Source organism: Mesorhizobium sp. B2-7-3 (assembly GCF_006440715.1).
Lineage (GTDB): Bacteria > Pseudomonadota > Alphaproteobacteria > Rhizobiales > Rhizobiaceae > Mesorhizobium > Mesorhizobium australicum.
Genome location: NZ_VFTY01000001.1, coordinates 385,058 through 407,390 on the forward strand (window position 1 = coordinate 385,058; position 22,333 = coordinate 407,390).

Below are 22,333 nucleotides of genomic sequence, written 5' to 3' on the forward strand. Positions count from 1 at the left end.
GACTGAGTACTGGGGGGAAATATGCTTCATCTATCCGTTGATCGACGGATCGCGGAGTTGCATCGCGCGGGTGTCCTCGATCAATCTATAATCGACGTATTAATACCTCACGGTCGGCCTCACGACTTCGAGTCGTTTCTCTACGACTACAAGACTTTTGTCGGTCAGGACAGCGGATCGCATGCAGACGCGCGCATGGACTCCCTTATAAAAGACTTCGCTGCCTTTTATAACTCCATGGGCGGATACATAATTTCTTTATTTGATACAAACCATACAGATTCTTCGGTATATAACTTTCTATCGAACAACGATCAGCTGAACCAACGGCTGTCAAGTTTCATAGGCAAGAATATAGGCGTTCGCATTTTTGTAACCGCCGGCGCTGTCGACAGCGTCAAACGCGACATCATTCTGACGTTCGTCCCAAAGCGGCCTATAAATGAGAAGCCGCGACCGTTCATCAAGAACGGCTTCAACTACGGCGCGCCAGACAAGCCCAAATTTGTATTCGCAAAAGGTGGGCTATACTGCCGATATGAGCATGAGTGCAAGCCAGCCAACGAGGATATCGAATTACTAAACTTTCTATATTCTGACAGAGACAACTCAAATGCCTTACAAGTCGGGGCAAAGACGGAAAATAACCTCCCGCCCAAAGATCCAAGTCTCATCCAATTTGTTGGCAGAAAGGGTTATCTCGAAGCCTTGTGGAATTGGATCACCGAGGCTAGGCGCCCAATGAAGGTACTGACTGCTGCAGGTGGCCTTGGAAAGACCACTGTGGCCTACGAGTTTGCGACCCAACTCCTGGACCGGCCAGGAGCTGGGCTCGAAAAGATAGTATGGCTGTCTGGAAAGAAAATTACCTTTGCCCCACTGCTAGGCAAGCTCGTTCCGACCACCCGCTGTGACTTCGAGAACATCGACGACCTCCTTGATAATTTCTTGATTCAGGTGGGCTTTACGGAAGACGAAGTTCGCATAGCGTCTGATCGGGAGGAGAAGATCTCAAAATGTATAGAAGCTTTTTCCACGATATCGATTCTTTTGATCATAGATGACGTCGATTCTCTTCCCAAGGAGGAGCAGAACGACCTCTATTCCGTTATTTCTCAGATAATAATTTCGGCGAACGTGCAGAACGACAATAGCCGCGTCCTTTTCACATCGAGGCTAGAGCTGTTAACGGGTAGAGAACAGCGGATCGGGATGTCAGGATTTGAGGGGGAGGACTTCGTAGAATATCTTGAAGTGAACCTGGCTTATCTAATTGAGGACGCAGGTCATGCGAAGCAGATACGGCTTAATCGGGATAAACTTCTGGCGGCATCTGCAGGATCACCAATTTTTATAACTTCGATTATTCGCCTAGTCTCATTGGGGCATGAACTTGGTCGGGCGGTGAGTGATTGGCGTGGTAAGAATGGTGAGCAAATACGATCGTTTGCATTTGAGAAGGAAATTGACCAGCTTTCTGCTACACAGAAAGAAATACTATTCGCTATGCAGTTACTTTCCCGTGCGCGAACTGATGAAGTCAAAGAGATTTGTGAAATAACATCGGTGGAGCTTGAGCAGGATCTCGCCACCCTGAAGAACTATCATCTGTACGCTACCAAGGGCGATCCGGTGGCGGGAACTATTTTGGAGGTGCCGGAACCTATTCGTCTTATGCACGACATCACCCAGAACAAACTTCCGGAGGCGCGAAGGAAGCATATTGAGAGGGCGTGCATATCTGCGCGGAAGAATAATGAAGACCCGGCTAGGCGGATAGCTCTAATAGTTTCTCAAACAGTCCGCCACTGGAAAGCTCAAAATTATGAGGTGGCTGAATCATACCTTTCTAAGGAAATATCGAAGTATAATAAAACGGGCGATCTCTATTGCCTAAGGGGGCGAACCCGCATGTCGGTTCGAGGGCGCAAACCAAGTGAAATAGAGAGAGATTTTGAGTCAGCTGACAAATATGGTTGCAATGCCTTCGATCTGCTAAAGTACTGGTATATGCTTAAGATCATAAACAAAGACTGGCGCGGATTATTTAACCTACACGTTCGGAAGAAGGATACCGCGCAGTTCTTTCCGATATTTAATTGCTGTCATGTCTTTGCCGCTGTTAAGATTGCTGATCGGACCTTGGAGACTGAGAGGGCCTCGAAAGGGAGCGGGGTGGACGACGCGATTAAGTACTACACCCAGGCCTTGCAGTTGGCTGACGGCTATATAACGGACAGGCAGGCGATGGGCTATTTCCATAACTTGCGATGTCTTATGCATGAGGCAGCTACTGGAGCAGTCAACGCGTTACAGATGCAAGAGTCCTCCGATCGGAAGGATCTCGATGTGTTCCGGCTCGTGGTAAAGTGCCTGAAGTACCAGTTTGCGCCGTCGTACTTTTTGCGCATCGGGCTTAAAGCCGCCGAGAGTTGGGCCAAGAAGGCTGGGGCGAAACACGAACGAAATTCAGTTAGCGACGAGCTTCTGCAAATCAAACGTTATTTAGCTGCCCAGCCCTACCAACGGACGCGTCTCATGGCGGAGTGCGACCGAGTCACCAAGATCGTAATGGGTTGAGCGTCCTCAATCCCCCATCTTCAGCGCCTGGATAAACGCCTCCTGCGGGATATCCACCTTCCCAAATTGGCGCATCCGCTTCTTGCCTTCTTTCTGCTTGTCGAGCAGCTTGCGCTTGCGGGAGACGTCGCCGCCGTAGCACTTGGCGGTGACGTCCTTGCGCAGCGCCGAGATGGTTTCGCGGGCGATGACCTTGCCGCCGATCGCGGCCTGGATCGGGATCTTGAAGAGGTGGTGCGGGATCAGCTCCTTGAGCTTCTCGACCATCTGGCGGCCGCGCTTTTCCGCCGCCGTGCGGTGCACCAGCATCGACAGCGCGTCGACCGGCTCCTCATTGACCAGGATCGACATCTTCACCAGGTCGCCCTCGCGGTAGTCGGTCAGGTGATAGTCGAACGAGGCGTAGCCTTTCGAGATCGACTTCAGCCGGTCGTAGAAGTCGAAGACGACTTCGTTGAGCGGCAGGTCGTAGGTCAGCATGGCGCGTTTGCCGACATAGGAGAGGTCGGCCTGGATGCCGCGCCGGTCCTGGCAGAGCTTTAGAATTCCGCCGAGATAGTCGTCGGGGGTCAATATGGTGGCGCGGATCCACGGCTCCTCGATGGCAGAGATCTTCACCACGTCGGGCATGTCGGCCGGGTTGTGCAGTTCCTTCATCGAGCCGTCATTGAGGAGCAGCCGGTAGACGACGCTGGGCGCGGTGGCGATCAGGTCGAGGTTGAACTCGCGCTCCAGCCGCTCCTGGATGATTTCGAGATGCAGCAGGCCAAGGAAGCCGCAGCGGTAGCCGAAACCGAGCGCGGCGGAGGTTTCCATTTCATAAGAGAAGGAGGCGTCGTTGAGGCGCAGCTTGCCGACGGCGGCGCGCAAATCCTCGAAATCGGCGGCGTCGACCGGGAACAGGCCGCAGAACACCACCGGCTGCGCCGGCTTGAAGCCGGGCAGCGCGTGCGCGGTCTGGCGCTTGTCCTCGGTGATGGTGTCGCCGACGCGCGTGTCGGCCACTTCCTTGATCGAGCCAGTGAAGAACCCGAACTCGCCGGGGCCGAGCTCGTCGACATTGATGCGGGCGGGCGTGAACACGCCGGTGCGCTCGACCAGGTACTTGGCGCCGGTGCCCATCATGCGGATGGTCTGGCCCTTCTTCAGCACGCCATCGATGACGCGCACCAGCACGATGACGCCGAGATAGGCGTCGTACCAGCTGTCGACCAGCATGGCTTTGAGCGGCGCCGTGGCATCGCCCTCGCGCGGCGGCGGCAATTGGTGGACGATGGCTTCCAGCACGTCGGGAATGCCAAGGCCCGTCTTGGCCGAGATCAGCACGGCGTTGGAGGCGTCGATGCCGATCACCTCCTCGACCTGCTCGCGGATGCGCTCGGGCTCGGCGGCCGGCAGGTCGACCTTGTTCAGCACCACGACGATCTCGTGGTTGTTGTCGATGGCCTGGTAGACATTGGCCAGCGTCTGCGCCTCGACGCCTTGCGAAGCGTCGACCACCAGCAGCGAACCCTCGCAGGCGGCGAGCGAGCGCGACACTTCATAGGCGAAGTCGACATGGCCGGGCGTGTCGATGAGGTTGAGGATATAGTCCTCGCCATTGTTGGCGCGGTATTTCAGCCGCACCGTCTGCGCCTTGATGGTGATGCCGCGCTCGCGCTCGATATCCATCGAGTCCAGCACCTGCTCCTTCATGTCGCGCAGCTCCAGCCCGCCGGTGGACTGGATCAGGCGGTCGGCAAGCGTGGATTTGCCATGGTCGATATGGGCGACGATGGAAAAATTCCGGATGTGGTCGAGGGGCGTGCTCATGCCGCGCGCTTTAGCAGGGGCGGCAAGCGGCGGCAAGGCTTGGCGCCCAAGGGCTGCCTTGCCGCTCACAAAGCGGTGAGATCAGCGAAAAAATCGAAAAAACCGGCCTACGGGCAAAGAATGCATAAACTTTGATGGGTCACATTAGAGCTTGGTTCGCCGGCTCGTGGTAATTGCACGCTCGCTAATGTCTGTCGGGGGTTTGAAATGTTCAGGATTTTGCGCGGCTTTGCCCGCTCCCGCAGCGGGTCGATGATGCCGCTCTTCCTGATGAGCCTGATGCCCCTGATCGCGGTCATCGGCTTTTCGGTCGACTATACAAGCGCGGTCCAGACCAAATCCAACCAGCAACAGGCGCTGGATGCCGCGATCCTGACGATCACGACCATGGACATCACGTCGACGCTGGCGCAGCGCCAGACGCTGCTGCAGGATTCCTTCGCCGCGAACGGTGGACAAGGCACCGCGACGCTGACCAACTTCGTGGCCGGCAACACCACCACCGCCACCACGGCGCAGGCCACGGCGAGCTTCGCCATGCCGACCGTTTTCATGAGCATCGCCAGGATCAACACCGTACCGATCGCCGTCGCCTCTGCGGTCAGCAAGCCGCCCGCGCTGGTTGCGGCTACCTTCAAGGTCTCCGGGGTTTCGGGTTACTGGAACAAGACAATGACGCTTTACGGCACGCAATTCGGTGCGACGGTGGCCAAGCCGCTGATGACGATCGACTATACCTATGGGAACACCAAGGATCCCAAGGGTTACGGCACGACCAATGTCAACGTCCTCACCACCGATTCAGCCGGCAAGACCGTCACCACACTGGTCCAGAAGCAGGTCTGCACCGTCGGCAACAATCCGCCAAGCGGCGTGACCCTCAAGACCGATGCGAGCGGCACGAAATACTACTGCGTCGATACGATGTATCCGGCCAACAGCGCCGGCGCGGCGATCGACGTCAGCGCGATGGGCGGCCTCTATTTGCAGATGGACGTACCGTCGGGCAACCCGAAAAAGCTGATCTCAAACGATCCAACGACGTCCAACCGGCTCTATAGCGGTTTGAGCGCGACCACCCTGACCGAGACGGCCACCGGTCAGCCTGTCGACATCTTCAGCGTCGTGCCTTGCGGCGCGACAGCCTACCAAGCTTGGGAAGATGGCGGCAACTCGGTCCCGGCGCCAGTCAGCAACGCCGACTTCTTCTACAACGTGACCGGCAAATGCGACTACAACAAGCGGCCCTCGGAGACGGCGCTGACACAGTGACGCTGCCGATCTCCCCTCGTGGGTGAGATTGGAGCTGGCGACCGTGTTCGCCAATCTCTGACGCCCGCAGGGCAGAGCGCTCTTCAATCACAAACCGGTGAGCGTTGTAACGAAGCCGTCCGTGGCGGCGAAGTGGGGATATGAGCGGCGCATCGTGGCGTCGTCCCCACGGAGCAAGCCGATGTCGCCAGTCCTACCAAGCAGGTTTTTCGTACTGTCCGGCCTCGCCGCGCTGGCGCTCGCCGGATCGCTTGCCGGCGCCGTCGCCCAGCCGCTCACCGTGGTCGAGCTGTTCACCAGCCAGGGCTGCTCGTCCTGCCCGCCGGCCAACGCCAACCTCATCAAGGTCAAGGACCGGCCCGGCGTGCTGGCGCTGTCGTTCAACGTCACCTACTGGGATTACCTCGGCTGGAAGGACACGTTCGGCAAGCAGGAATTCACGCAGCGCCAGGTGTCCTATGAGCCGCCGCTCGGCCATGACGGGCCATTCACGCCGCAAGTGGTGGTCAACGGCCATGCCGACGTCGTCGGCGCCGCACCCGGCGAGATCGAACATCTGATCGCGGCCACGGCCAAGACCGGCGGCCCGTCGCTGGCGCTTGAGGGCGGCAAGGTCGCGATCGGCGCCGGCGCCGCTCCGGGCGGCCATGCCGATGTCTGGCTGGTGCGCTACACCAAGGGTGTCGTCGAGGTGCCCGTGGCGCGCGGCGAGAACACCGGCCGCACCTTGCCGCATGCCAATGTCGTGCATGCGCTGATAAAACTCGGCAGCTGGAGGGGCGACGCCAAGACGCTCGATCTGCCGGCGGCCTCGGGCGGCCTCAGCACCGCCGTGCTGGTGCAGTCGCCCGGCGGCGGACCGATCCTGGCCGCCGCCGCCAACTAGATCGCGTTCGAGCAGAGATTTGCCAAACAGAGATTTGCGCCGCCGCATGAGCAGCGGTGCAAGAGCCCGGCCGCCCAAAGGGCGTGCCATCAACCCGTAAACCCAAGGAACCGACCATGACCACTTTCTCCCGCCTGACGCTGCCGGCGCTCGCCCTCGCTTTGTGCTCCACGGCGCTGTTTGCCGGCGGCATCGCCCGCGCCGACGATGCCACCAATGCGATGAAGCCCGCCGCCAACGCCATGAAGCCGGCAACCGACGCGATGAAGCCGGCCGACCCGATGGCGACCAACGCCATGAAGCCTGCCACGGATGCGATGAAACCGGCGACCGACGCGATGAAGCCGGCAACGGATGCCACCGGCAATTGAGATTGGTGCGTGGCCTTCTGTCCCTGGCGGGCTCCCTGTCCAGCCGGGGACAGTTGCTGGAGCAGCCCCCGGGAAAGGCTTGAAGCGGTTTGCTTCGGGAACGGGGTCGAAACAGAAAGTCCGGGGGCGCACGCGAATGTGAGCCTCCGCCGCAACTCACGCATCGCGCCACCGTAGCTGATCCAATAGACTGATCCCAATGGAAGCCATGAGGAGTGCAACCATGCCCACTATCAACAAACGTTCGACAGGCTTTGTCCGGGGGGCGCTCGCCGCACTCGCCCTTGCCGTCGCGGGCGCTGCTTTCTGGCTGACGCCGGCCATCTCCGCCGAGGATGCGGTGAAGATCCCGCCGCCGGCGATCGACGAAAAGGCGGCCACCGGCACAGAGAAGGCGATCTTCGCCGGCGGCTGCTTCTGGGGCGTGCAGGGCGTGTTCCAGCACGTCAAGGGCGTCAGCAAGGCGGTCTCGGGCTATACCGGCGGCGCCAAGGACGACGCCGTCTACGAGACGGTCGGCACCGGCCGCACCGGCCACGCAGAGTCCGTCGAGATCACCTATGATCCGTCCAAGGTCACCTACGGCCAGCTGCTGCAGGTCTATTTCTCGGTCGCCCACAACCCGACCCAGCTCAACTACCAGGGTCCGGACTCGGGCACCCAGTACCGCTCGACGATCTTCGCCGAAAACGACGCCCAGAAGAAAATCGCGCAGAGCTACATCGCCCAGCTCGACAAGGCCAAAGTGTTCGGCGAGCCGATCGTCACCACGCTGGAGACCGGCAAGACCTTCTATCCGGCCGAGACCTACCACCAGGACTTTTTGACGCTGAACCCGACCTATCCCTACATCGTCTACAACGACCTGCCCAAGGTGGCGAATTTGAAGACGCTGTTCCCGGCGCTTTACAGCGAAAAGCCGGTGCTGGTGCTGTCGGCGAGCAACTGAGATTGCGAGGCGCTCGCCTCGAAATGCCGGCGGGACAGCGGGGGCACCTGCCGGGATCCCTCAATCATACGTCAGATCCGTCGCCTTGCCGCCGAACACGCGGTAGGCATAGAACGAATAGAAGATGATGACCGGCAGCACCACCACGGTGCCGGCCAGGATGATCGCCAGGCTTTCGGGCGCCGACGCCGCCTGCCAGATGGTCAGGCGATCGGGCACCACATAGGGATAGAACGACCAGGCCAGGCCGGCAAAGCCGAGCGCGAAGATGGCGGCCAGCGTCAGGAACGGCGTCAGCGAATGGCGATCGTCAGGCCTCGGCAGATGGAAGCTCTGCCGCCACAGCCAGGCAAACAGCAGCGCCGACAGGATCGGCAGCGGCGACAGATAGAGCATCTCGGGCCAGACGAACCATTTGGCGAAGATGCGCGGGCTGGCGAACGGCGTCGCCAGCGACACGGCGGCCATTCCGAGCGCGGTCAGCACCAGCGCGGTGCGCAGCCAGAGCACCGCCTTCTTCTGCAGCGCGCCTTCGGTCTTGTAGATCACCCAGGCGGAGCCCATCGCCGCGTAGGCCGCCGCCAGGCAGAACGCCACCAGCACGCCAAAAGCCATGCCGCCTGGCCCGACATTGAGGCCGAGCACGTAGACGCCCAGCATATAGCCTTGCGCCAGCGAGGCGATGAGCGAGCCAAGGAAGAAAATACGGTTCCAGCGATGTTTCTTCCCCGCCGGCACCTTGGCGCGGAAATCGAAGGCGACGCCGCGCAGGATCAGGCCGACCAGCAGGACGAAGACCGGAATGTAGAGAGCCGTCAGGATGACGCCATGCGCCAGCGGAAAGGCGACCAGCAGCAGGCCGACGGCCAGCACCAGCCAGGTTTCGTTGGCGTCCCAGAACGGGCCGATCGCCGCGATCATGGTGTCCTGTTCGGTGTCCTCGGCGGCGGCGAAGAGGATGCCGATGCCGAGGTCGAAGCCGTCGAGAATGACGTAGATCAGGATGGCAAGGCCCATCAGTCCGGCGAAGATGAGGGGGAGCAGGGTCGGCCAGTCATAGGTCATCTTGCTCTCCTCAGGCCCTGATTTCGGTTTGCTAAGCTAGCGCAGCCCCTCATCGCCCTGCCGGGCACTTCTCCCCGTATAGGGACGGGGAGAAGCGGGCTGGCCGCAACGCCGGCGCCATCCATGCAACGTTGGCGATTGGCGAAACCATAGGACTCAGCGCTCCTCTCCCCGTCCTTATACGGGGAGAGGATGCCGGCAGGCAGGTGAGGGGCGGCGCGGGCCTGCAATGAAAACATGCTCACTCCCCCGCGGCCGGCTGCGACAGCGGTGCGTTGAGAACACCCGGCAGCGGCGAGATGTCGCCGTCCTTGGCCGCCTTCAGCGCCAGGTGCACCAGCACGCCGAGATAGGCGATCAGCAAAAGCACGTAGAGCAGGAGATAGATGGCGAGCGTCAGCGCCACATGGCTGCCGGCCACCGGCCCGACGGCGTCGGCGGTCTTCAATACGCCGGTCACCAGCCAGGGCTGGCGGCCGATCTCGGTCGTGTACCAGCCGGCCAGCGTCGCCAGCCAGCCCGACAACGCCATCGGCACCATCAGCATGGCGAGCGGCTTTGGCAGCGCGTGCCGGCGCTTGAGGAAGAAGGCGGCCGACCAGGAGACGGCGAGCATCAAAAGCCCGGTGCCGACCATGATGCGGAAGCTCCAGAAGAGCGGAAAGATCGGCGGATGGTTGCCGGGATAGTCGTTCAGCCCCGGCACTACACCGTCGGTCGAGTGCCGCAGGATAAGGCTGGCCCCGTCCGGAATCGCGACCTCGAACTTGTTTTCCCTGGCCGCCTCGTCGGGCAGCGCGAACAAAACCAGCGGCACGTTGGGACCGGTGTTCCAGTTGGCCTCCATGGCGGCGATCTTCTGCGGCTGGTGTTCCAGCGTGTTGAGTCCATGCTGGTCGCCGGCCAGGATCTGGATCGGGATCAGGATCGCAGCGGTGAAGACACCGGTGCGCAGCGCCTTCCACATCGATTCCGAACGGTCGCCGTTGAGGTAGCGCAGCGCCGACAGGCCGGCGATCAGGAACGACACCGTAAGCCCCGAGGCGAGCAGCATATGCACCAGCCGGTAGGGCATGGACGGGTTGAAGACGATGGCCCACCAGTCGACTGCGTGCGCGACGCCGTCGCGCATCTCGAAGCCGGCCGGCGTCTGCATCCAGGAATTGAGCGCGATGATCCAGAACGCCGATAGCGTCGTGCCGCCGGCGACCAGCACCGTCGCCAGCGTGTGGATGCGGTTGGAGACGCGGCGGAAGCCGAACAGCATGATGCCGAGAAAGGCCGCCTCGAGGAAGAAAGCGGTGAGGATCTCGTAGGCGAGCAGCGGTCCGGCGATGTTGCCGACATGCTGCATGTAGCCCGGCCAGTTGGTGCCGAACTGGAAGCTCATGGTGACGCCCGAAACCACGCCCATGGCAAACGACAGCGCGAACACCTTCACCCAGGTGAAATAGGCGCGCATCCAGGCGGAATCATTGGTCGCGTTGTAGCGCAGCTTGAAGAACAGCAGCACCCAGCCAAGGGCAATGGTGATTGTCGGAAACAGGATATGAAACGAAATATTCGCGCCGAACTGCATGCGCGACAGTATGAGCGGGTCCATGGCGGGCTCCGGCTGTAAATACTCGCGAAGGATAGGCCCGAAGCGGGGTCAGGTCAAAGCGGCCTCCTGCCGCGAGGCTGAACGCCACAGGACAATTTTACCGGATGGACGCGGCGCATCCCAGCCAGCTCCGCGCTTCGATGTCCAGAACTGGCAGCAGGGCATTGACTTGCGGTTGCACTGGGCGACAACAGGCCTATATCAAGTCACCTCTTTCAGGCAGCCGTTTTCAACCATGCCCTCCATATTGTCCATTTCCGGGGTCTCCAAGACCTACGCCACCGGCTTCACCGCGCTCAAGGAAGTCAGCCTCGATATCCAGCGCGGCGAGATCTTCGCGCTGCTCGGCCCCAATGGCGCCGGCAAGACGACGCTGATCTCGATCGTCTGCGGCATCGTCAACCGCTCGTCGGGCACCGTGACCGTCGATGGCCATGACATCAACAAGGACTATCGCGCCGCGCGCAGCCTGATCGGGCTGGTGCCGCAGGAACTCACCATCGACGCGTTCGAGAGCGTCTGGGCGACCGTCAATTACAGCCGCGGCCTGTTCGGCAAGCCGGCCAATCCGGCCTTCGTCGAGAAGGTGCTGCGCGACCTGTCGCTGTGGGACAAGAAGGACGCCAAGGCGATCACGCTGTCGGGGGGCATGAAGCGGCGGCTGATGATCGCCAAGGCGCTGTCGCACGAGCCACGCATCCTGTTCCTCGACGAGCCGACCGCCGGCGTCGACGTCGAACTGCGCCAGGACATGTGGGCGATGGTCCGGCGGCTGCGCGAGGACGGCGTCACCATCATCCTTACCACGCACTATATCGAGGAAGCCGAGGCCATGGCCGACCGCGTCGGCGTCATCAACCGCGGCGAGATCATCCTGGTCGAGGGCAAGGCCGAACTGATGCGCAAACTCGGCCGCAAGGAGATGAGGCTGGAGCTGCGCGCGCCGCTCGGCAGCGTGCCCGACGGGCTCTCGCGCTACGCGCTCGAACTGTCGCCGGATGGCACGCAACTCACCTACACATACGACAACCAGAGCGACCGGCCGGGCGTCGCCTCGCTGATCAGGGATCTCGAGGCGGCCGGCATCCAGTTCCGCGACCTCGATACCAAGAACAGCTCGCTCGAAGAGATCTTCGTCAATCTCCTGAGGCAAGAGCCATGAACCTGCGTGCGGCCCCTAATTTTCGCGCGGTCTGGGCGATCTACCGGGTCGAGATGGCGCGTGCGTTCCGCACCGTGCTGCAGAGCATCATCTCGCCAGTCATCTCGACGTCGCTCTATTTCGTCGTCTTCGGCTCGGCCATCGGCTCGCGCATAACCGAAATCGACGGCATCGCCTACGGCGCCTTCATCGTGCCGGGACTGATCATGCTGTCGCTGTTGACGCAGTCGATCTCCAACGCCTCTTTCGCCATCTATTTCCCGAAATTCGTCGGCTCGATCTACGAGCTTTTGTCGGCGCCGGTCTCTTACCTGGAGATCGTCATCGCCTATGTCGGCGGCGCCGCGACCAAGTCGATCATCCTCGGCCTGATCATCCTGGCCACCGCCTCGCTGTTCGTGCCGCTGCACATCGAACATCCGTTCTGGATGCTCGCCTTCCTGATCCTGACGGCGGTGACCTTCAGCCTGTTCGGCTTCATCATCGGCATCTGGGCGAAAAGCTTCGAGCAGCTGCAGCTGGTGCCGCTGCTGATCATCACCCCGCTGACCTTCCTCGGCGGCAGCTTCTATTCGATCCACATGCTGCCAGGCATCTGGAAGACGATCACGCTGTTCAACCCGGTGGTCTACCTGATCAGCGGCTTCCGCTGGAGTTTCTACGGCAAGGCTGATGTCTCGGTCGTCGTCAGCCTCGGCATGACGCTGGTGTTCCTGGCCGTCTGCATCGCGATCGTCGCCTGGATCTTCCGGACCGGCTACCGGCTGAGGAACTGACGCGGCCCTAAAGTCGTGAGAGAGGCCTCAAATGGCCTTGACCAGCCGCAGCAACCCCAGCATCTCGATGTAGGTCCCCTCGCGAAAGGCGATATAGACCGGTTCCTCGGCGCCGTGGAAGCGGCGCTTGAATGCCGCCTGTCCCTGCAGGTTGAACCTGCGGCGGTTGACCCAGGGCGAGTCGTAGGCGCGCTGGAAGGCGTTGCGCCAGAACTCGCTTTCGGCAAATCCGCTCGGGCCGACATCGAGCAGCGGCGACAGGCCGAGCGTCACCACCGAAATGCCTTCCTCGCGAAAGCGGTCGACGGCAAATTTGGTCAGGCCGATCTCGGCATGCGGCGAGGCATCGATGTGCTTGCGCTTGAAGGCGGTGGTGTAGCCGATCACCTTGCCGTCGGCGAACATCGGATCGAAATCGAGCAGGGCGACGAGGTCGCCGTCGGGGCCGTGCAGCACGAAACGGCGCATATCGGTGCCGAGCTGATCGTAAAACGGTCGGTTGAGGAAACCCATCTCCCATCGCTTGACGATACGGTCGCCGCGCCAGTTTTGAGACAGCCGGGAGATCTCGTCGAGGTGGATCGTGCGTTTGTCCTCCTCGAACGAAAAGCCCTTCTTCAACAGCCAGCGCTCGGAATAACGCACCGTTTCGTTGCGCTTGCCGGAAAAATCATGGTCGGGCAGAACGAGGCGCGTGTCGATGCCCAGCCGGTTGATCTTGTAGCCAAGGCCGGCAAGGACCTGGGCGGTCTGTTCGCCGATCTGCACGAACCACGGGCCGCCGGCGCTCTCGACGAAGCGTCTGATGTAATCGGGCCGCCGATCCGGCGCCGCCACCGGATCGCCGAGCGCGAAATGATGCCTCATCTTGGTGCCGAAGGCGATGTAACCGTCGGCATCGCCAAAATAGGAAAGCTTGCTTTGCACGGCGGTGGAATAGGCGAGCGAGAAGTCGCCATGACGGCGCACCAGCGCCAGCCGTTCGACATGCGTCAGCGCCCGGCGCTCGACCTTGGGCGAGGCCCCCTCGAGGAGGTTGTCGAAATAGATCCGCAAGGAGGGCATGGTCGAGATTCCGCGTGCCGTCCATGGCGCGACGTGTCCGACGACACGCAAGACGCGCCACGGCGTCTTGATTTTTCGCAAGGTAGCCGAAATCGGGTTGCCGGTTTCGAATGCCTGCGTCCGTGACGAGATCCGCCAGCCCCCGGACCTCGAATCAATCACTTTGCCGCGACCTGATTATCGCCGATGCCGCGGATATGCCATATAGGGCTGGATGTATTCGGACGGAAGCGGGTAATGCGCTCCATGTCGTGGTTTTGACGCGGTGCCGCGACCGGCTGTTTCGGCCGGGCGGAAATGCTCCAGACGCGAAGCCGCCTCGGCGCGGGACCATCGAAAATCGGCATCGAGTTGCCGTTCGGGTCCTGCGCGCGATCAAACTGTTACAGCGGCCTGCGAGCCTTCAGGGGCCGCCGCGAGCGCGAATGGGGTTCGAGAGTGAATGGCTGATACGACAAGCAGATCGATGGTGGAGCAGGCGGTGACGGTCGAGCCGGCGATCGTCGTTGGCGCCGGCGCCGCCGGGCTGGCCGTCGCGAGGGCCTTGATGAAGGCCGGCGTGGCGACGGCGATCCTGGAGAAGGAAATCCGGCTGGCCGAGCCCTGGCGCCGGCGCCACGAGCAGCTGCACCTCAACACCCACCGCGATCTCTCGGCACTGCCTGGCCTTGCCTATCCCAAGGGCACCCCTGCCTTTCCGCACCGGGACGTCGTCATCCGCCATATGAACGATTTCCATGAGGCGAACCGTTTGCCGGTGGAGTTTGGCGTTTCCGTCGAGTCCATCACGTTCAGGGGCGATCACTGGGTCGTGCGCACCAGCGCCGGCTCGCGCCTGGCGCGCCATGTCGTTGTCGCCACCGGCCGCGACCGGGAACCCTTCACGCCGCAGTGGACGGGCATGCAGGCGTTCGCGGGCCGGATCATCCACTCGGCGGATTTTGGCGATGCCCAGGCCTATGCGGGCAAGAAGGTGCTGGTTGTGGGCGCCGGCAATTCGGGCTTCGACGCACTCAATCATCTGGCCGGTGTCGATACCGCCGCTGTCTGGCTGTCGGCCCGCAACGGCCCCGCCCTTTTGCCCAAGCGCGTCGGCAAGATCGCCGTGCACCGCCTCTCGCCGCTCATGGCGCGCCTGCCGCTGCGCGTCGCCGATGCGGTGATGGCGGTGACGCAGCGCCTGGTATTCGGCGATCTCACCAAATTCGGCGTGCCGCCCGCGCCCGCGGGCGGCGCCAGCCGCCTGACCTCGGACTATACCGCGATCGCCGCCGACGATGGCGCCGTCGATGCCATCAAATCGGGCAGGATCGTGGTGGTGCCCGGTGTACGGGAGTTCACCCGCGACGGCGTCATCCTGGCCGATGGCAGCCTGATCGCTCCCGACATCGTCATTGCGGCGACGGGCTACCGCACTGGGCTGGAGCGGATGGTCGGCAATCTCGGCGTGCTCGACGAGAAGGGCGTTCCGCTCTTCAACGGCGGCCAGGCCGATCCGAAACTGCCCGGCCTGTGGTTCACCGGCATGCGGCCGAGCATCCGCGGCTGCTTTGCCAATGCCGGCATATTGGCCAAGGCGATAGCTGCGCGGATCGCCGGCTCATCCCGCCCCTCCGGCGCCTCACGCTGAGCGACCGCATAGGACAACATTTGCCGTCGGCGTCACGCCGATTTCGGCTCCAGCCGCCGGAAACCGACAGCCTCGGTCAGCATCTCCTCGTCGACCATGCCGGCATTGTAGAGGGCCAGCAAGGTGAGCGCCAATTCACGCGCCTCGACGGATTCGGGATGCGCTTGCCGTCGGCAGCAGGCCTCGTCGAAGACACGTTGCAAGGTGGCCACTTCGTCAGGTTTGAGCAGGCCACGGTCGTAGATCGACTTGGGCATGGCGATGATCTCCTGATCACGATCTAGGGCGCCACGTGTAAATTGCCAATCTTTCCCGAGGCTTGAATATGATATCGCACAAAAGAGAGGCCCCAGATCGCCGGAGCCCCTCTCATTTTTGTCTCGCCCGACCTCAGACGGCGATCTTGCCGCCACCCTGTTTGGTGATGGCGACCACCGCCGGCCGCACCGGCATGTCGGGCCTGAAATCGGGCCAGCGGGTCGACAGGTCCTCATAATAGGAGGGCCGGCCGAACGCTTCCCAATCCTCGCCGCCGTCACCCGGATGCTGGACGGCGACAAAGGCGGTCTGGTCGTCCGGCGCAAACAGCGGGCCGCACATTTCGGCGCCGATCGGCACGCGGAAGAACAGCTTCGAGGTCGCCCGCGCCGATCCTTCCGTGTCCACCGCCCACAGGCCGTCCGTGCGGCCGGTGGCCTTCGGGCCCTGGCCGTCGGTGGCGACCCACAGGCGCCCGGCCGAATCGACCGCGCAATTGTCGGGCATGCCGAACCAGCCATTGGCCGTCGTCGCGGTGGAGAAGGTGGCACCGACGGCGGCCACCGATGGGTCGCCGCATTTCAGCAGCACTTCCCACTTGCCCTTGGTGGCGGCGAAATCGCCCTCGTCCTCGACGATTTCGATGATGTGGCCGAAGGCGTTTTCGGCACGCGGGTTGGCGGCGTCGACCTGATCGGCCTTGCGCTTGGAATTGTTGGTCAGCATGACATAGACCTTGCCGTTGCTGGCATTGGGCTGGATGTCTTCGGGCCGGTCCATCTTGGTGGCGCCAAGGAGGTCGGCGGCGCGACGTGTCTCGATCAGCACGTCGGCCTGGCCGGCAAAACCGTTTTCCGCCGTCAGCGGCCCCTGGCCGAACACGATCGGCATCCATTCGACCGAGCCGTCCTCCGCGAATTTGGCGACATGCAGCGTGCCGTCGTCGAGCAGATCCTTGTTGGCCGCGCGGTCGCCGGCGTTGAACATGCCCTTGGTGACGAACTTGTAGACATAGTCGAAGCGCTCGTCGTCGCCGAGATAGAAGACGACGCGGCCATCCTTGGCGACGATCGATTCGGCGCCCTCATGCTTGAAGCGGCCCATGGCGGTGCGCTTGCGCGGCACCGAGGCCGGGTCGTTGACATCGACCTCGACGATCCAGCCGAAGCGGTTGGGCTCGTTCGGCTCCTTGGCCAGGTTGAAGCGGTCATAGTGCGCGCCCCATTCATAGGCGCCTTCCGGAATGCCGAGGCGCTTGTAGTTGGCGGCCTCCTTGTGGCCCTCCGGCAGCTCGCCGGAGAAATAGCCATGGATGTTCTCCTCGGACATCACATAGGTGCCCCAGGGCGTGACCCCGCCGGCGCAATTGTTGATGGTGCCGAACACCTTGACGCCGGACGGGTCGGCATTGGTCTTGACGCGGTCATGGCCGGCAACCGGGCCCGACAGCGCCATCTCGGTGTTGGCGGTGATGCGGCGGTTGAGCTTGCCGTCGCGAATTACCCGCCATTTGCCGCCATCCTTGCGGATCTCGACGATGGTGCCGCCATGGGCGGCCATCTCGACATCGACCTGCTCTTTCGAGAGCGGCGCCACCTCGGCCGACTTCTTGCCGTCCTTCTCGACAATCTTGACGATGCCTGGGAACATCAGATGCGGGTTGGTGTATTCGTGGTTGACCACCAGCAAGCCATGCTCGGCCGAGCCATCGAGCGGGATGTAACCGACATAGTCGTTGTTGTAGCCGAACTGCCTGGCCTGGGCTTGCGCCGACTGCTTCGTCGGGTCGAATTCCGGCGAATCGGCAAACAGCGGATCGCCCCAGCGCAGCAAAACGTCGGCGTCGTAGCCCGGCGCGACGTGGTGCTTATCGTCGATGCCGGCCTCCAGCTCGTCGAATTTGAACGCTGAGCCTTCCGCGGCGCGGGCATCGTCGGCGGCGATCATGGCCAGCGGGCTGACGGTGGCGGCGATCGCCGAAACGGCAAGCGAACCCTTGAGGAAGCCACGGCGCGAGAACCGCGCAGCGATGATCTCGCCCATGGTGCGGTTCTCGCTGGGATTGTTGGCCGGGCCTTCGTTTTCCTCGAGCAAGCTGGTGCGAAATCGGGCGTCGGGGGAGCGATGTTCGGTCATGGGAACCTCTGGTGGGTTTTGGCTGGAGCTTCCGGCTTACAGTCGGCTGATCACATCTTCGTGACATGGTATCTCCGCTGCCGCTCGCTCACGAGACCGATTTTTCACGCCTCGCCTGGGACTTTGGTCCAAGCTTGCGCCTGCAAAGGTCCTGGGGGACAAACGCAACGGTCGGAGGTCGCTTCCGGTCACCACGTCTTTCGGCGATGTTGTTGCACTGCAACGTTGGGGTGAGCGCGCCGGCTCAATCGACGGAGATCAGTATGCGTGGATCGATCACGGCCCGTTGTTGCCGTCTGGCTCTCAGATCGGCGGCCGTTCTGGCGCTGACCATCGCTCCCTATGGAATAGCCTTCCATGGCTTCGTGCCTGGAATCGATGCCGCGACCGCACATGCCGACAAGGGTGGCAACGGCGGTGGCGGTGGGAACGGCGGTGGCGGTGGGAATGGCGGTGGCGGTAACAGCGGTGGCGGTGGCGGCAACAGCGGCAATGGAGGAAACAGCGGCAACGGCAATAGCGGTAACAGCGGCGGCGGGAATAGCGGAAAGGGCAAGGGCCAGGGCAACCAGAGCACAAGCCATGTCAACGCCACGACCGGCGACACGGTCGACGTGGACGGCAGCAACATTACAGTTCAGCACCCTGACGGCTTGACGGAAACGATCGAGAACGGCCGTTTCAGCATGAAGGATAAGCTCGGCCGCACGATCGTCGATCGCCGCGCCACACCGGCCGACGCCAGCCGTCTCAAGGCTCTTTGAATTTCGGCCCTATGAATTTTGGCCTTGTGAAGCTGGTCAACAGGCAACGACCGGCTTCACACGTCACCTCCGCCGCCCCCCGGCGGAGGTGACCTCGTTTCGCGGCGTTCCACGATGGCTACGAACGGTCCCTGTCGCGGTCGCGAAACTCGCGCATGATGAGGGCCGCTTCAGTACGATTTCGCACGTTGAGTTTCGACAGCACCCCCGTCATGTGATGCTTGACGGTCTTCTCCTGCAGCTCCAGGCGTAAGGCGACTTCCTTGTTGCTCAGTCCCTCCGCCACCAGCCGCAGGATTTCGGTCTGCCGGCCGGTGAGTTGCCGCAGCCGGTCCGCCACGCCGTTGGCGGGCTGCAAGGACTGCACGTCGGAAAGCAGCCGGGCCGACAGCATCGGCGAAAGATAGCTTTCGCCGGCCGCCACGTTGCGCAGGATATCGGCAAGCGCACGCGATCCGACGCCTTTGAGGACATAGCCGAGCACCCCGGCGTTCAAGGCCTTGGTCACATCGGCATTCGCCTCTGAAACGGTCAGCATGACGATCTTCTGGGCGGGATGGTCGCCAAGGATGCTGGCAACCGCGGCCAGGCCGCCGCCCGGCATTGAAATGTCGATGAGCAATATGTCGGGCTGCATGGTCGAGGCGATGCGCTCCGCGTCCTGCGCGGTCGCACCTTCGCCGACCATCTCGAAGCCGCCGATCTCCGACAGGCTGCGCGTCACGCCTTCGCGGAACAGCGGATGATCGTCGACAATGGCAATGCGGATGGCGCCGATCATGCTTGCTCCTCGACCGAAAGACGGATCACCAGCTTCGTGCCTTTCGGCCCTGTGAGTGTTTCGAATTGGCCGCCAATGCTTTCAACCCGCTCCCTGAGGCCGGCAAGGCCCAACCCCTCGGCCCGCGCCGGATCGAAGCCCGGTCCGCCGTCCGATACTTCAACGAAAAGCCTACCATTTTTCATGCCTGCACGCACCGCCTGATCCTTGCCCCGTCCGTGGCGATAGGCATTGTTCAGCCCCTCCTGCACGAAGCGATAGATGCTGATCTTCTCAGAAGCGCCGGGCTCCGGCAAATGTCTCGGCATCGTAAGCGTCACCGATGTGCCCGTCCGGCGCTCGTGTTCTTCGACGGCCAGCCGCAGCACGTCCGCCGCCGCCGCCGTTTCTATCTGCGGCAGGACCAGGCCGGTGCAGATGCCGCGTATCTCGCGCATCGCATCCTCCAGTGTCTTGCGGATCATGGCGATTTCGGTCGAGCGGCCTTCGCTGCCATGCCCGTCGCCGGTAAACACCGGACTGTCCATGCGCAGCGCGGCCAGCGCCACGAGCTGGGCAGGGCCGTCATGCAGGTCGGCGCCGATCCGGCGCAGATATCTTTCGTTGAGCGCGGTGGCGCGGCGGGACGCCCGCTGCACACGATGCCGCAAGGCGCTGTTCTGTGTCACCAGGCCCTGCAGCTCGGACACCTGGCGGCGCAGCGCCCCGCGCTGGTCGTCGATAATGCGGCTGCCGCGCAGGACGATGCCCGACAGAAGCAGGAATGCCGTCAAGGTGGTCCCGGCCACGACCAGCCAGCTCGACAGCAGGGCGGAAGCCAGGGTAGCCTTGAAATCGCTGGCGACCTCGTAGAATTCGGTGACGGCGACCACTTCGCCGGACCAGGGCTCGCGCACTGGATTGTAGATCTCGAGCAACGGCACACCCGCGGCCCGCTCCTTGTCTTCGTTCTCGTCGAACGTATCGAACTGGGCAACGACGCTGCCCTGGAAGGCAGAACGCAGATTGTCGTTCAGGTCGAAGCGGCGACCCGTCAAAGCCGAGTCCTTCGCATAGAGGATCGTGCCGTCGCGGCGCCAGAGCCTGAAGGATGCCAGGCGTTTGCCGAGCGCGCCCTGGCCGAGCGTCTCGTCGAGCGCCTGCTTGACGGATGCGCTGAGCTCCTCGCTCTTGCGCAGGTCGGGCAGCAGCGGCGCAATCACGCTGTCGACATAGAGCGCCGTCGTGGCGGCCGAATTGCGAGTGACGCCGTCCCGGATCTGCGTCGTCACCCAGGTCCCGACGATCACCATGACGACCAGCAGCCCAAAACCGCCGGCAACGACGAATTGCAGGGCAAGGGAAAGCTCGCTCCAGCGCCGCGCCAAGTTCTGAAAAATACGAATCATGAACCCCTGACCGCCCCTCTATCGACAGGCTGGGCGATTCCGGCACATTGAGCTTCAGTCTCGCCGTTGCCAAGACCCTCGTTTGAACGACGTCGCTTGACGTTCCGGCACGCTTCGGAAACAAGGTCGGCGATATCAGGCAAAGGGCGCTTCGAGGGGGACGGGACGTTGAGTTTTTCGGGACTTCTGCAGCTCGGCTTTTCGACGGTGATCTTCCTCCTGGCGGCGACCGCCGCCAAGCAATGGGGGCTGGCGCCCAGCCTCGGCAAGATCCTGCTGACGCTGGCGCTCTATTCGCTGGGCAATCTGATCATGCTGCGGTTGATCCGCGAGTTCGGCATGTCGGTATCGTTCAGCCTCTCGGCGGTGATCCAGCTGGTTTCGGTCAATGTCGTTGCGCTGGTGTTCTTCGGCGAGCGCGTCAACGCGTTGCAGGCGGCCGGCATCGCGCTGGCAATCGCGGCCGTGGCGCTGATCACGTTGGGGCCCTATCTGCAAGGGCGGATGTAACGGTGCCGATGAAGAACGCCGCGAAAGCTCTGCTCAACCGGGTCGAATTCCCGGTGCTGCTGGCCGGCCTGGTCATCGCCGGGGGGCTGTGGGCGTTCGAGGAATTGATGGAGGTGGCACGGGCCACCACGCCGCACGCCTTCGATACCGAAATCCTGCTTGCATTCCGCCAGACCGGTCAACCGGCGATCCCGATCGGTCCGCCATGGCTGGAAGGCGCGATGCGCGACATCACCAGCCTCGGCAGCTCCAGCGTTCTGGTGCTGATCACGGCGGCGACGATCATCTATCTGCTGTTGATCCGCCGCCCGGCGACGGCGCTTCTCATGTTCGTTGCCGTGGCGGGCGGCCAGATGCTGTCGAGCCTGCTGAAAGTCGGCGTCGACCGGCCACGCCCGGAACTCGTTTCGCATCTCGTCAACGAGACGTCGCTTTCCTTCCCAAGCGGCCATGCCATGCTGTCGGCGGTGACCTACCTCACGCTCGGTTCGCTGGCGGCGCGCTTCCTGCCGGGCCGGACGACCAAGGTCTACGTGCTGTTCCTGGCGGTGCTGACGACAGTGCTGGTCGGCGTCAGCCGCATCTATCTCGGCGTCCACTGGCCCTCTGATGTGCTGGCGGGCTGGTGTGCCGGCTTCGCCTGGGCGATGCTATGCTGGTTGGTGGCGAGGCTTCTGCAACGGCGCAAGGCGGTGAGCGAGGAGCCTGACTGAGTCAGATCAACCTGTTGATGAGGTGCCCTCCGCAGCCCGTCAGTACCAGAATCGTCGACAGCAAGCCTGCCGATATCACCAAGGTCTTGAAAACGTTCACCCGCGTACCCCCTGCTCTGATGCATGCCACCCTACCTGAAACCTTAGCCGGTATCGAAGAAAATGAGCATCAGGTGGCAGTGGTTACGTCCTAAACTGATATAATGATGCTTGAAACATGATAATGATGGTATTATACGTTATGTCAGCAGGCTCAGACGGGGATTCCGGCCGATGATCACTGCCGCGCAGATGCGCGCCGCAAGGGCGCTGGCCGGCATCGACCAGAGGACGCTCGCCGAGCGCGCCGGCGTCTCGCTTCCCACCATCCAGCGCATGGAGGCGAGCGGCGGCGTGGTCAGGGGCGTGGTCGATACGCTGATGAAGGTCATCCAGGCTCTCGACGAAGCCGGGGTGGAACTGATCGGCGAGAACCAGGCCAGCGAGCGCGGCGGCAGGGGCGTGCGCCTCAAGCCCGCCATGCCGCCGGAACCCAAGGCCGGGCCGGAATAAGTCGCGACGGCGACCGCCGACAGTCCTGCCGACGATCCCGCCGCTTTTGCAGGGGCAGTC

At 62.4% G+C, this 22,333-nt stretch carries 21 protein-coding genes; 12 read left to right on the forward strand and 9 right to left on the reverse strand.

Annotation, left to right across the window (positions count from 1 at the left end; translation table 11 throughout):
* Positions 1-21 precede the first annotated feature (21 nt).
* A complete protein-coding gene (locus FJW04_RS01925; RefSeq protein WP_140712021.1) occupies positions 22-2,580 on the forward strand; it encodes an NB-ARC domain-containing protein in 2,559 nt (852 codons plus the stop codon).
* Positions 2,581-2,586: 6 nt separating this feature from the next.
* Here FJW04_RS01925 and lepA read toward each other — a convergent pair whose 3' ends face one another.
* A complete protein-coding gene (gene lepA, locus FJW04_RS01930; RefSeq protein WP_140712023.1) occupies positions 2,587-4,392 on the reverse strand; it encodes a translation elongation factor 4 in 1,806 nt (601 codons plus the stop codon).
* A 207-nt stretch (positions 4,393-4,599) separates the two neighbouring features.
* Here lepA and FJW04_RS01935 point away from each other — a divergent pair, with 207 nt between their 5' ends.
* From FJW04_RS01935 to msrA, 4 genes are all read left to right on the forward strand, one after another.
* Positions 4,600-5,664 carry a TadE/TadG family type IV pilus assembly protein gene (locus tag FJW04_RS01935; protein WP_140661371.1) on the forward strand — a complete coding sequence of 355 codons (1,065 nt, stop codon included), beginning with the start codon at positions 4,600-4,602 and terminating at the stop codon, positions 5,662-5,664.
* 181 nt (positions 5,665-5,845) lie between these two features.
* Positions 5,846-6,550 (forward strand): DUF1223 domain-containing protein, encoded by a 705-nt coding sequence (locus FJW04_RS01940; protein WP_140712025.1) that lies wholly within the window; start codon positions 5,846-5,848, stop codon positions 6,548-6,550.
* 116 nt (positions 6,551-6,666) lie between these two features.
* Complete coding sequence (locus FJW04_RS01945) at positions 6,667-6,921, forward strand: hypothetical protein (RefSeq protein ID WP_140712027.1); 255 nt, start codon at positions 6,667-6,669, stop codon at positions 6,919-6,921.
* 223 nt (positions 6,922-7,144) lie between these two features.
* Positions 7,145-7,870, forward strand: a complete 726-nt coding sequence (gene msrA, locus FJW04_RS01950; protein ID WP_140712029.1) for a peptide-methionine (S)-S-oxide reductase MsrA — start codon at positions 7,145-7,147, stop codon at positions 7,868-7,870.
* Positions 7,871-7,930: 60 nt separating this feature from the next.
* On the opposite strand, the gene FJW04_RS01955 is transcribed toward msrA, so the two are convergent.
* Together FJW04_RS01955 and FJW04_RS01965 are read right to left on the reverse strand one after the other, a co-directional pair.
* Complete coding sequence (locus FJW04_RS01955; RefSeq protein WP_140712031.1) at positions 7,931-8,935, reverse strand: cytochrome d ubiquinol oxidase subunit II; 1,005 nt, start codon at positions 8,933-8,935, stop codon at positions 7,931-7,933.
* 241 nt (positions 8,936-9,176) lie between these two features.
* Entirely contained in the window at positions 9,177-10,538 is a 1,362-nt protein-coding gene (locus FJW04_RS01965; RefSeq protein WP_140712035.1) for a cytochrome ubiquinol oxidase subunit I, read from the reverse strand.
* A gap of 235 nt (positions 10,539-10,773) precedes the next feature.
* Between FJW04_RS01965 and FJW04_RS01970 the strand changes: the two genes are divergently transcribed.
* Both FJW04_RS01970 and FJW04_RS01975 read left to right on the forward strand, forming a co-directional pair.
* Positions 10,774-11,700 (forward strand): ABC transporter ATP-binding protein, encoded by a 927-nt coding sequence (locus FJW04_RS01970; RefSeq protein WP_041163616.1) that lies wholly within the window; start codon positions 10,774-10,776, stop codon positions 11,698-11,700.
* Positions 11,697-12,476, forward strand: coding sequence for an ABC transporter permease (locus tag FJW04_RS01975; RefSeq protein WP_015314751.1), 780 nt, complete (start codon positions 11,697-11,699; stop codon positions 12,474-12,476). Before FJW04_RS01970 ends, FJW04_RS01975 begins: the two co-directional genes overlap by 4 nt.
* 27 nt (positions 12,477-12,503) lie before the next feature.
* Here FJW04_RS01975 and FJW04_RS01980 read toward each other — a convergent pair whose 3' ends face one another.
* Positions 12,504-13,541, reverse strand: a complete 1,038-nt coding sequence (locus FJW04_RS01980) for a phosphatidylglycerol lysyltransferase domain-containing protein (protein WP_140660328.1) — start codon at positions 13,539-13,541, stop codon at positions 12,504-12,506.
* 158 nt (positions 13,542-13,699) lie between these two features.
* Positions 13,700-13,888 carry a hypothetical protein gene (locus tag FJW04_RS01985; protein ID WP_140619882.1) on the reverse strand — a complete coding sequence of 63 codons (189 nt, stop codon included), beginning with the start codon at positions 13,886-13,888 and terminating at the stop codon, positions 13,700-13,702.
* A gap of 95 nt (positions 13,889-13,983) precedes the next feature.
* Between FJW04_RS01985 and FJW04_RS01990 the strand changes: the two genes are divergently transcribed.
* The gene (locus FJW04_RS01990; protein ID WP_140712037.1) at positions 13,984-15,171 is read left to right on the forward strand and encodes an NAD(P)/FAD-dependent oxidoreductase; all 1,188 of its coding nucleotides are present in this window, start codon (positions 13,984-13,986) and stop codon (positions 15,169-15,171) included.
* Between the two features lie 32 nt (positions 15,172-15,203).
* Here the strand turns inward: FJW04_RS01990 and FJW04_RS01995 are convergent, their stop codons facing one another.
* Positions 15,204-15,428 carry a hypothetical protein gene (locus FJW04_RS01995; RefSeq protein ID WP_140712039.1) on the reverse strand — a complete coding sequence of 75 codons (225 nt, stop codon included), beginning with the start codon at positions 15,426-15,428 and terminating at the stop codon, positions 15,204-15,206.
* A 133-nt stretch (positions 15,429-15,561) separates the two neighbouring features.
* Positions 15,562-17,565, reverse strand: a complete 2,004-nt coding sequence (locus FJW04_RS02000) for a PhoX family phosphatase (protein WP_140712041.1) — start codon at positions 17,563-17,565, stop codon at positions 15,562-15,564.
* Between the two features lie 263 nt (positions 17,566-17,828).
* Here FJW04_RS02000 and FJW04_RS29865 point away from each other — a divergent pair, with 263 nt between their 5' ends.
* On the forward strand, positions 17,829-18,329 hold the full coding sequence (locus FJW04_RS29865) for a hypothetical protein (RefSeq protein ID WP_181172852.1): 501 nt from the start codon (positions 17,829-17,831) through the stop codon (positions 18,327-18,329).
* A 118-nt stretch (positions 18,330-18,447) separates the two neighbouring features.
* Here the strand turns inward: FJW04_RS29865 and FJW04_RS02010 are convergent, their stop codons facing one another.
* Complete coding sequence (locus FJW04_RS02010) at positions 18,448-19,110, reverse strand: response regulator transcription factor (RefSeq protein WP_140712043.1); 663 nt, start codon at positions 19,108-19,110, stop codon at positions 18,448-18,450.
* Positions 19,107-20,498 carry a sensor histidine kinase gene (locus tag FJW04_RS02015; RefSeq protein ID WP_140712045.1) on the reverse strand — a complete coding sequence of 464 codons (1,392 nt, stop codon included), beginning with the start codon at positions 20,496-20,498 and terminating at the stop codon, positions 19,107-19,109. Before FJW04_RS02015 ends, FJW04_RS02010 begins: the two co-directional genes overlap by 4 nt.
* Before the next feature lie 168 nt (positions 20,499-20,666).
* On the opposite strand from FJW04_RS02015, the gene FJW04_RS02020 reads away from it, so the two are divergent.
* The 3 genes from FJW04_RS02020 to FJW04_RS02030 all read left to right on the forward strand — a co-directional run bounded on the left by FJW04_RS02020 (position 20,667) and on the right by FJW04_RS02030 (position 22,273).
* Positions 20,667-21,008 carry a hypothetical protein gene (locus tag FJW04_RS02020; RefSeq protein ID WP_015314759.1) on the forward strand — a complete coding sequence of 114 codons (342 nt, stop codon included), beginning with the start codon at positions 20,667-20,669 and terminating at the stop codon, positions 21,006-21,008.
* Positions 21,009-21,016: 8 nt separating this feature from the next.
* The gene (locus tag FJW04_RS02025; RefSeq protein WP_140712478.1) at positions 21,017-21,721 is read left to right on the forward strand and encodes a phosphatase PAP2 family protein; all 705 of its coding nucleotides are present in this window, start codon (positions 21,017-21,019) and stop codon (positions 21,719-21,721) included.
* 273 nt (positions 21,722-21,994) lie between these two features.
* On the forward strand, positions 21,995-22,273 hold the full coding sequence (locus FJW04_RS02030) for a helix-turn-helix transcriptional regulator (protein WP_140712047.1): 279 nt from the start codon (positions 21,995-21,997) through the stop codon (positions 22,271-22,273).
* Positions 22,274-22,333: the final 60 nt, after the last annotated feature.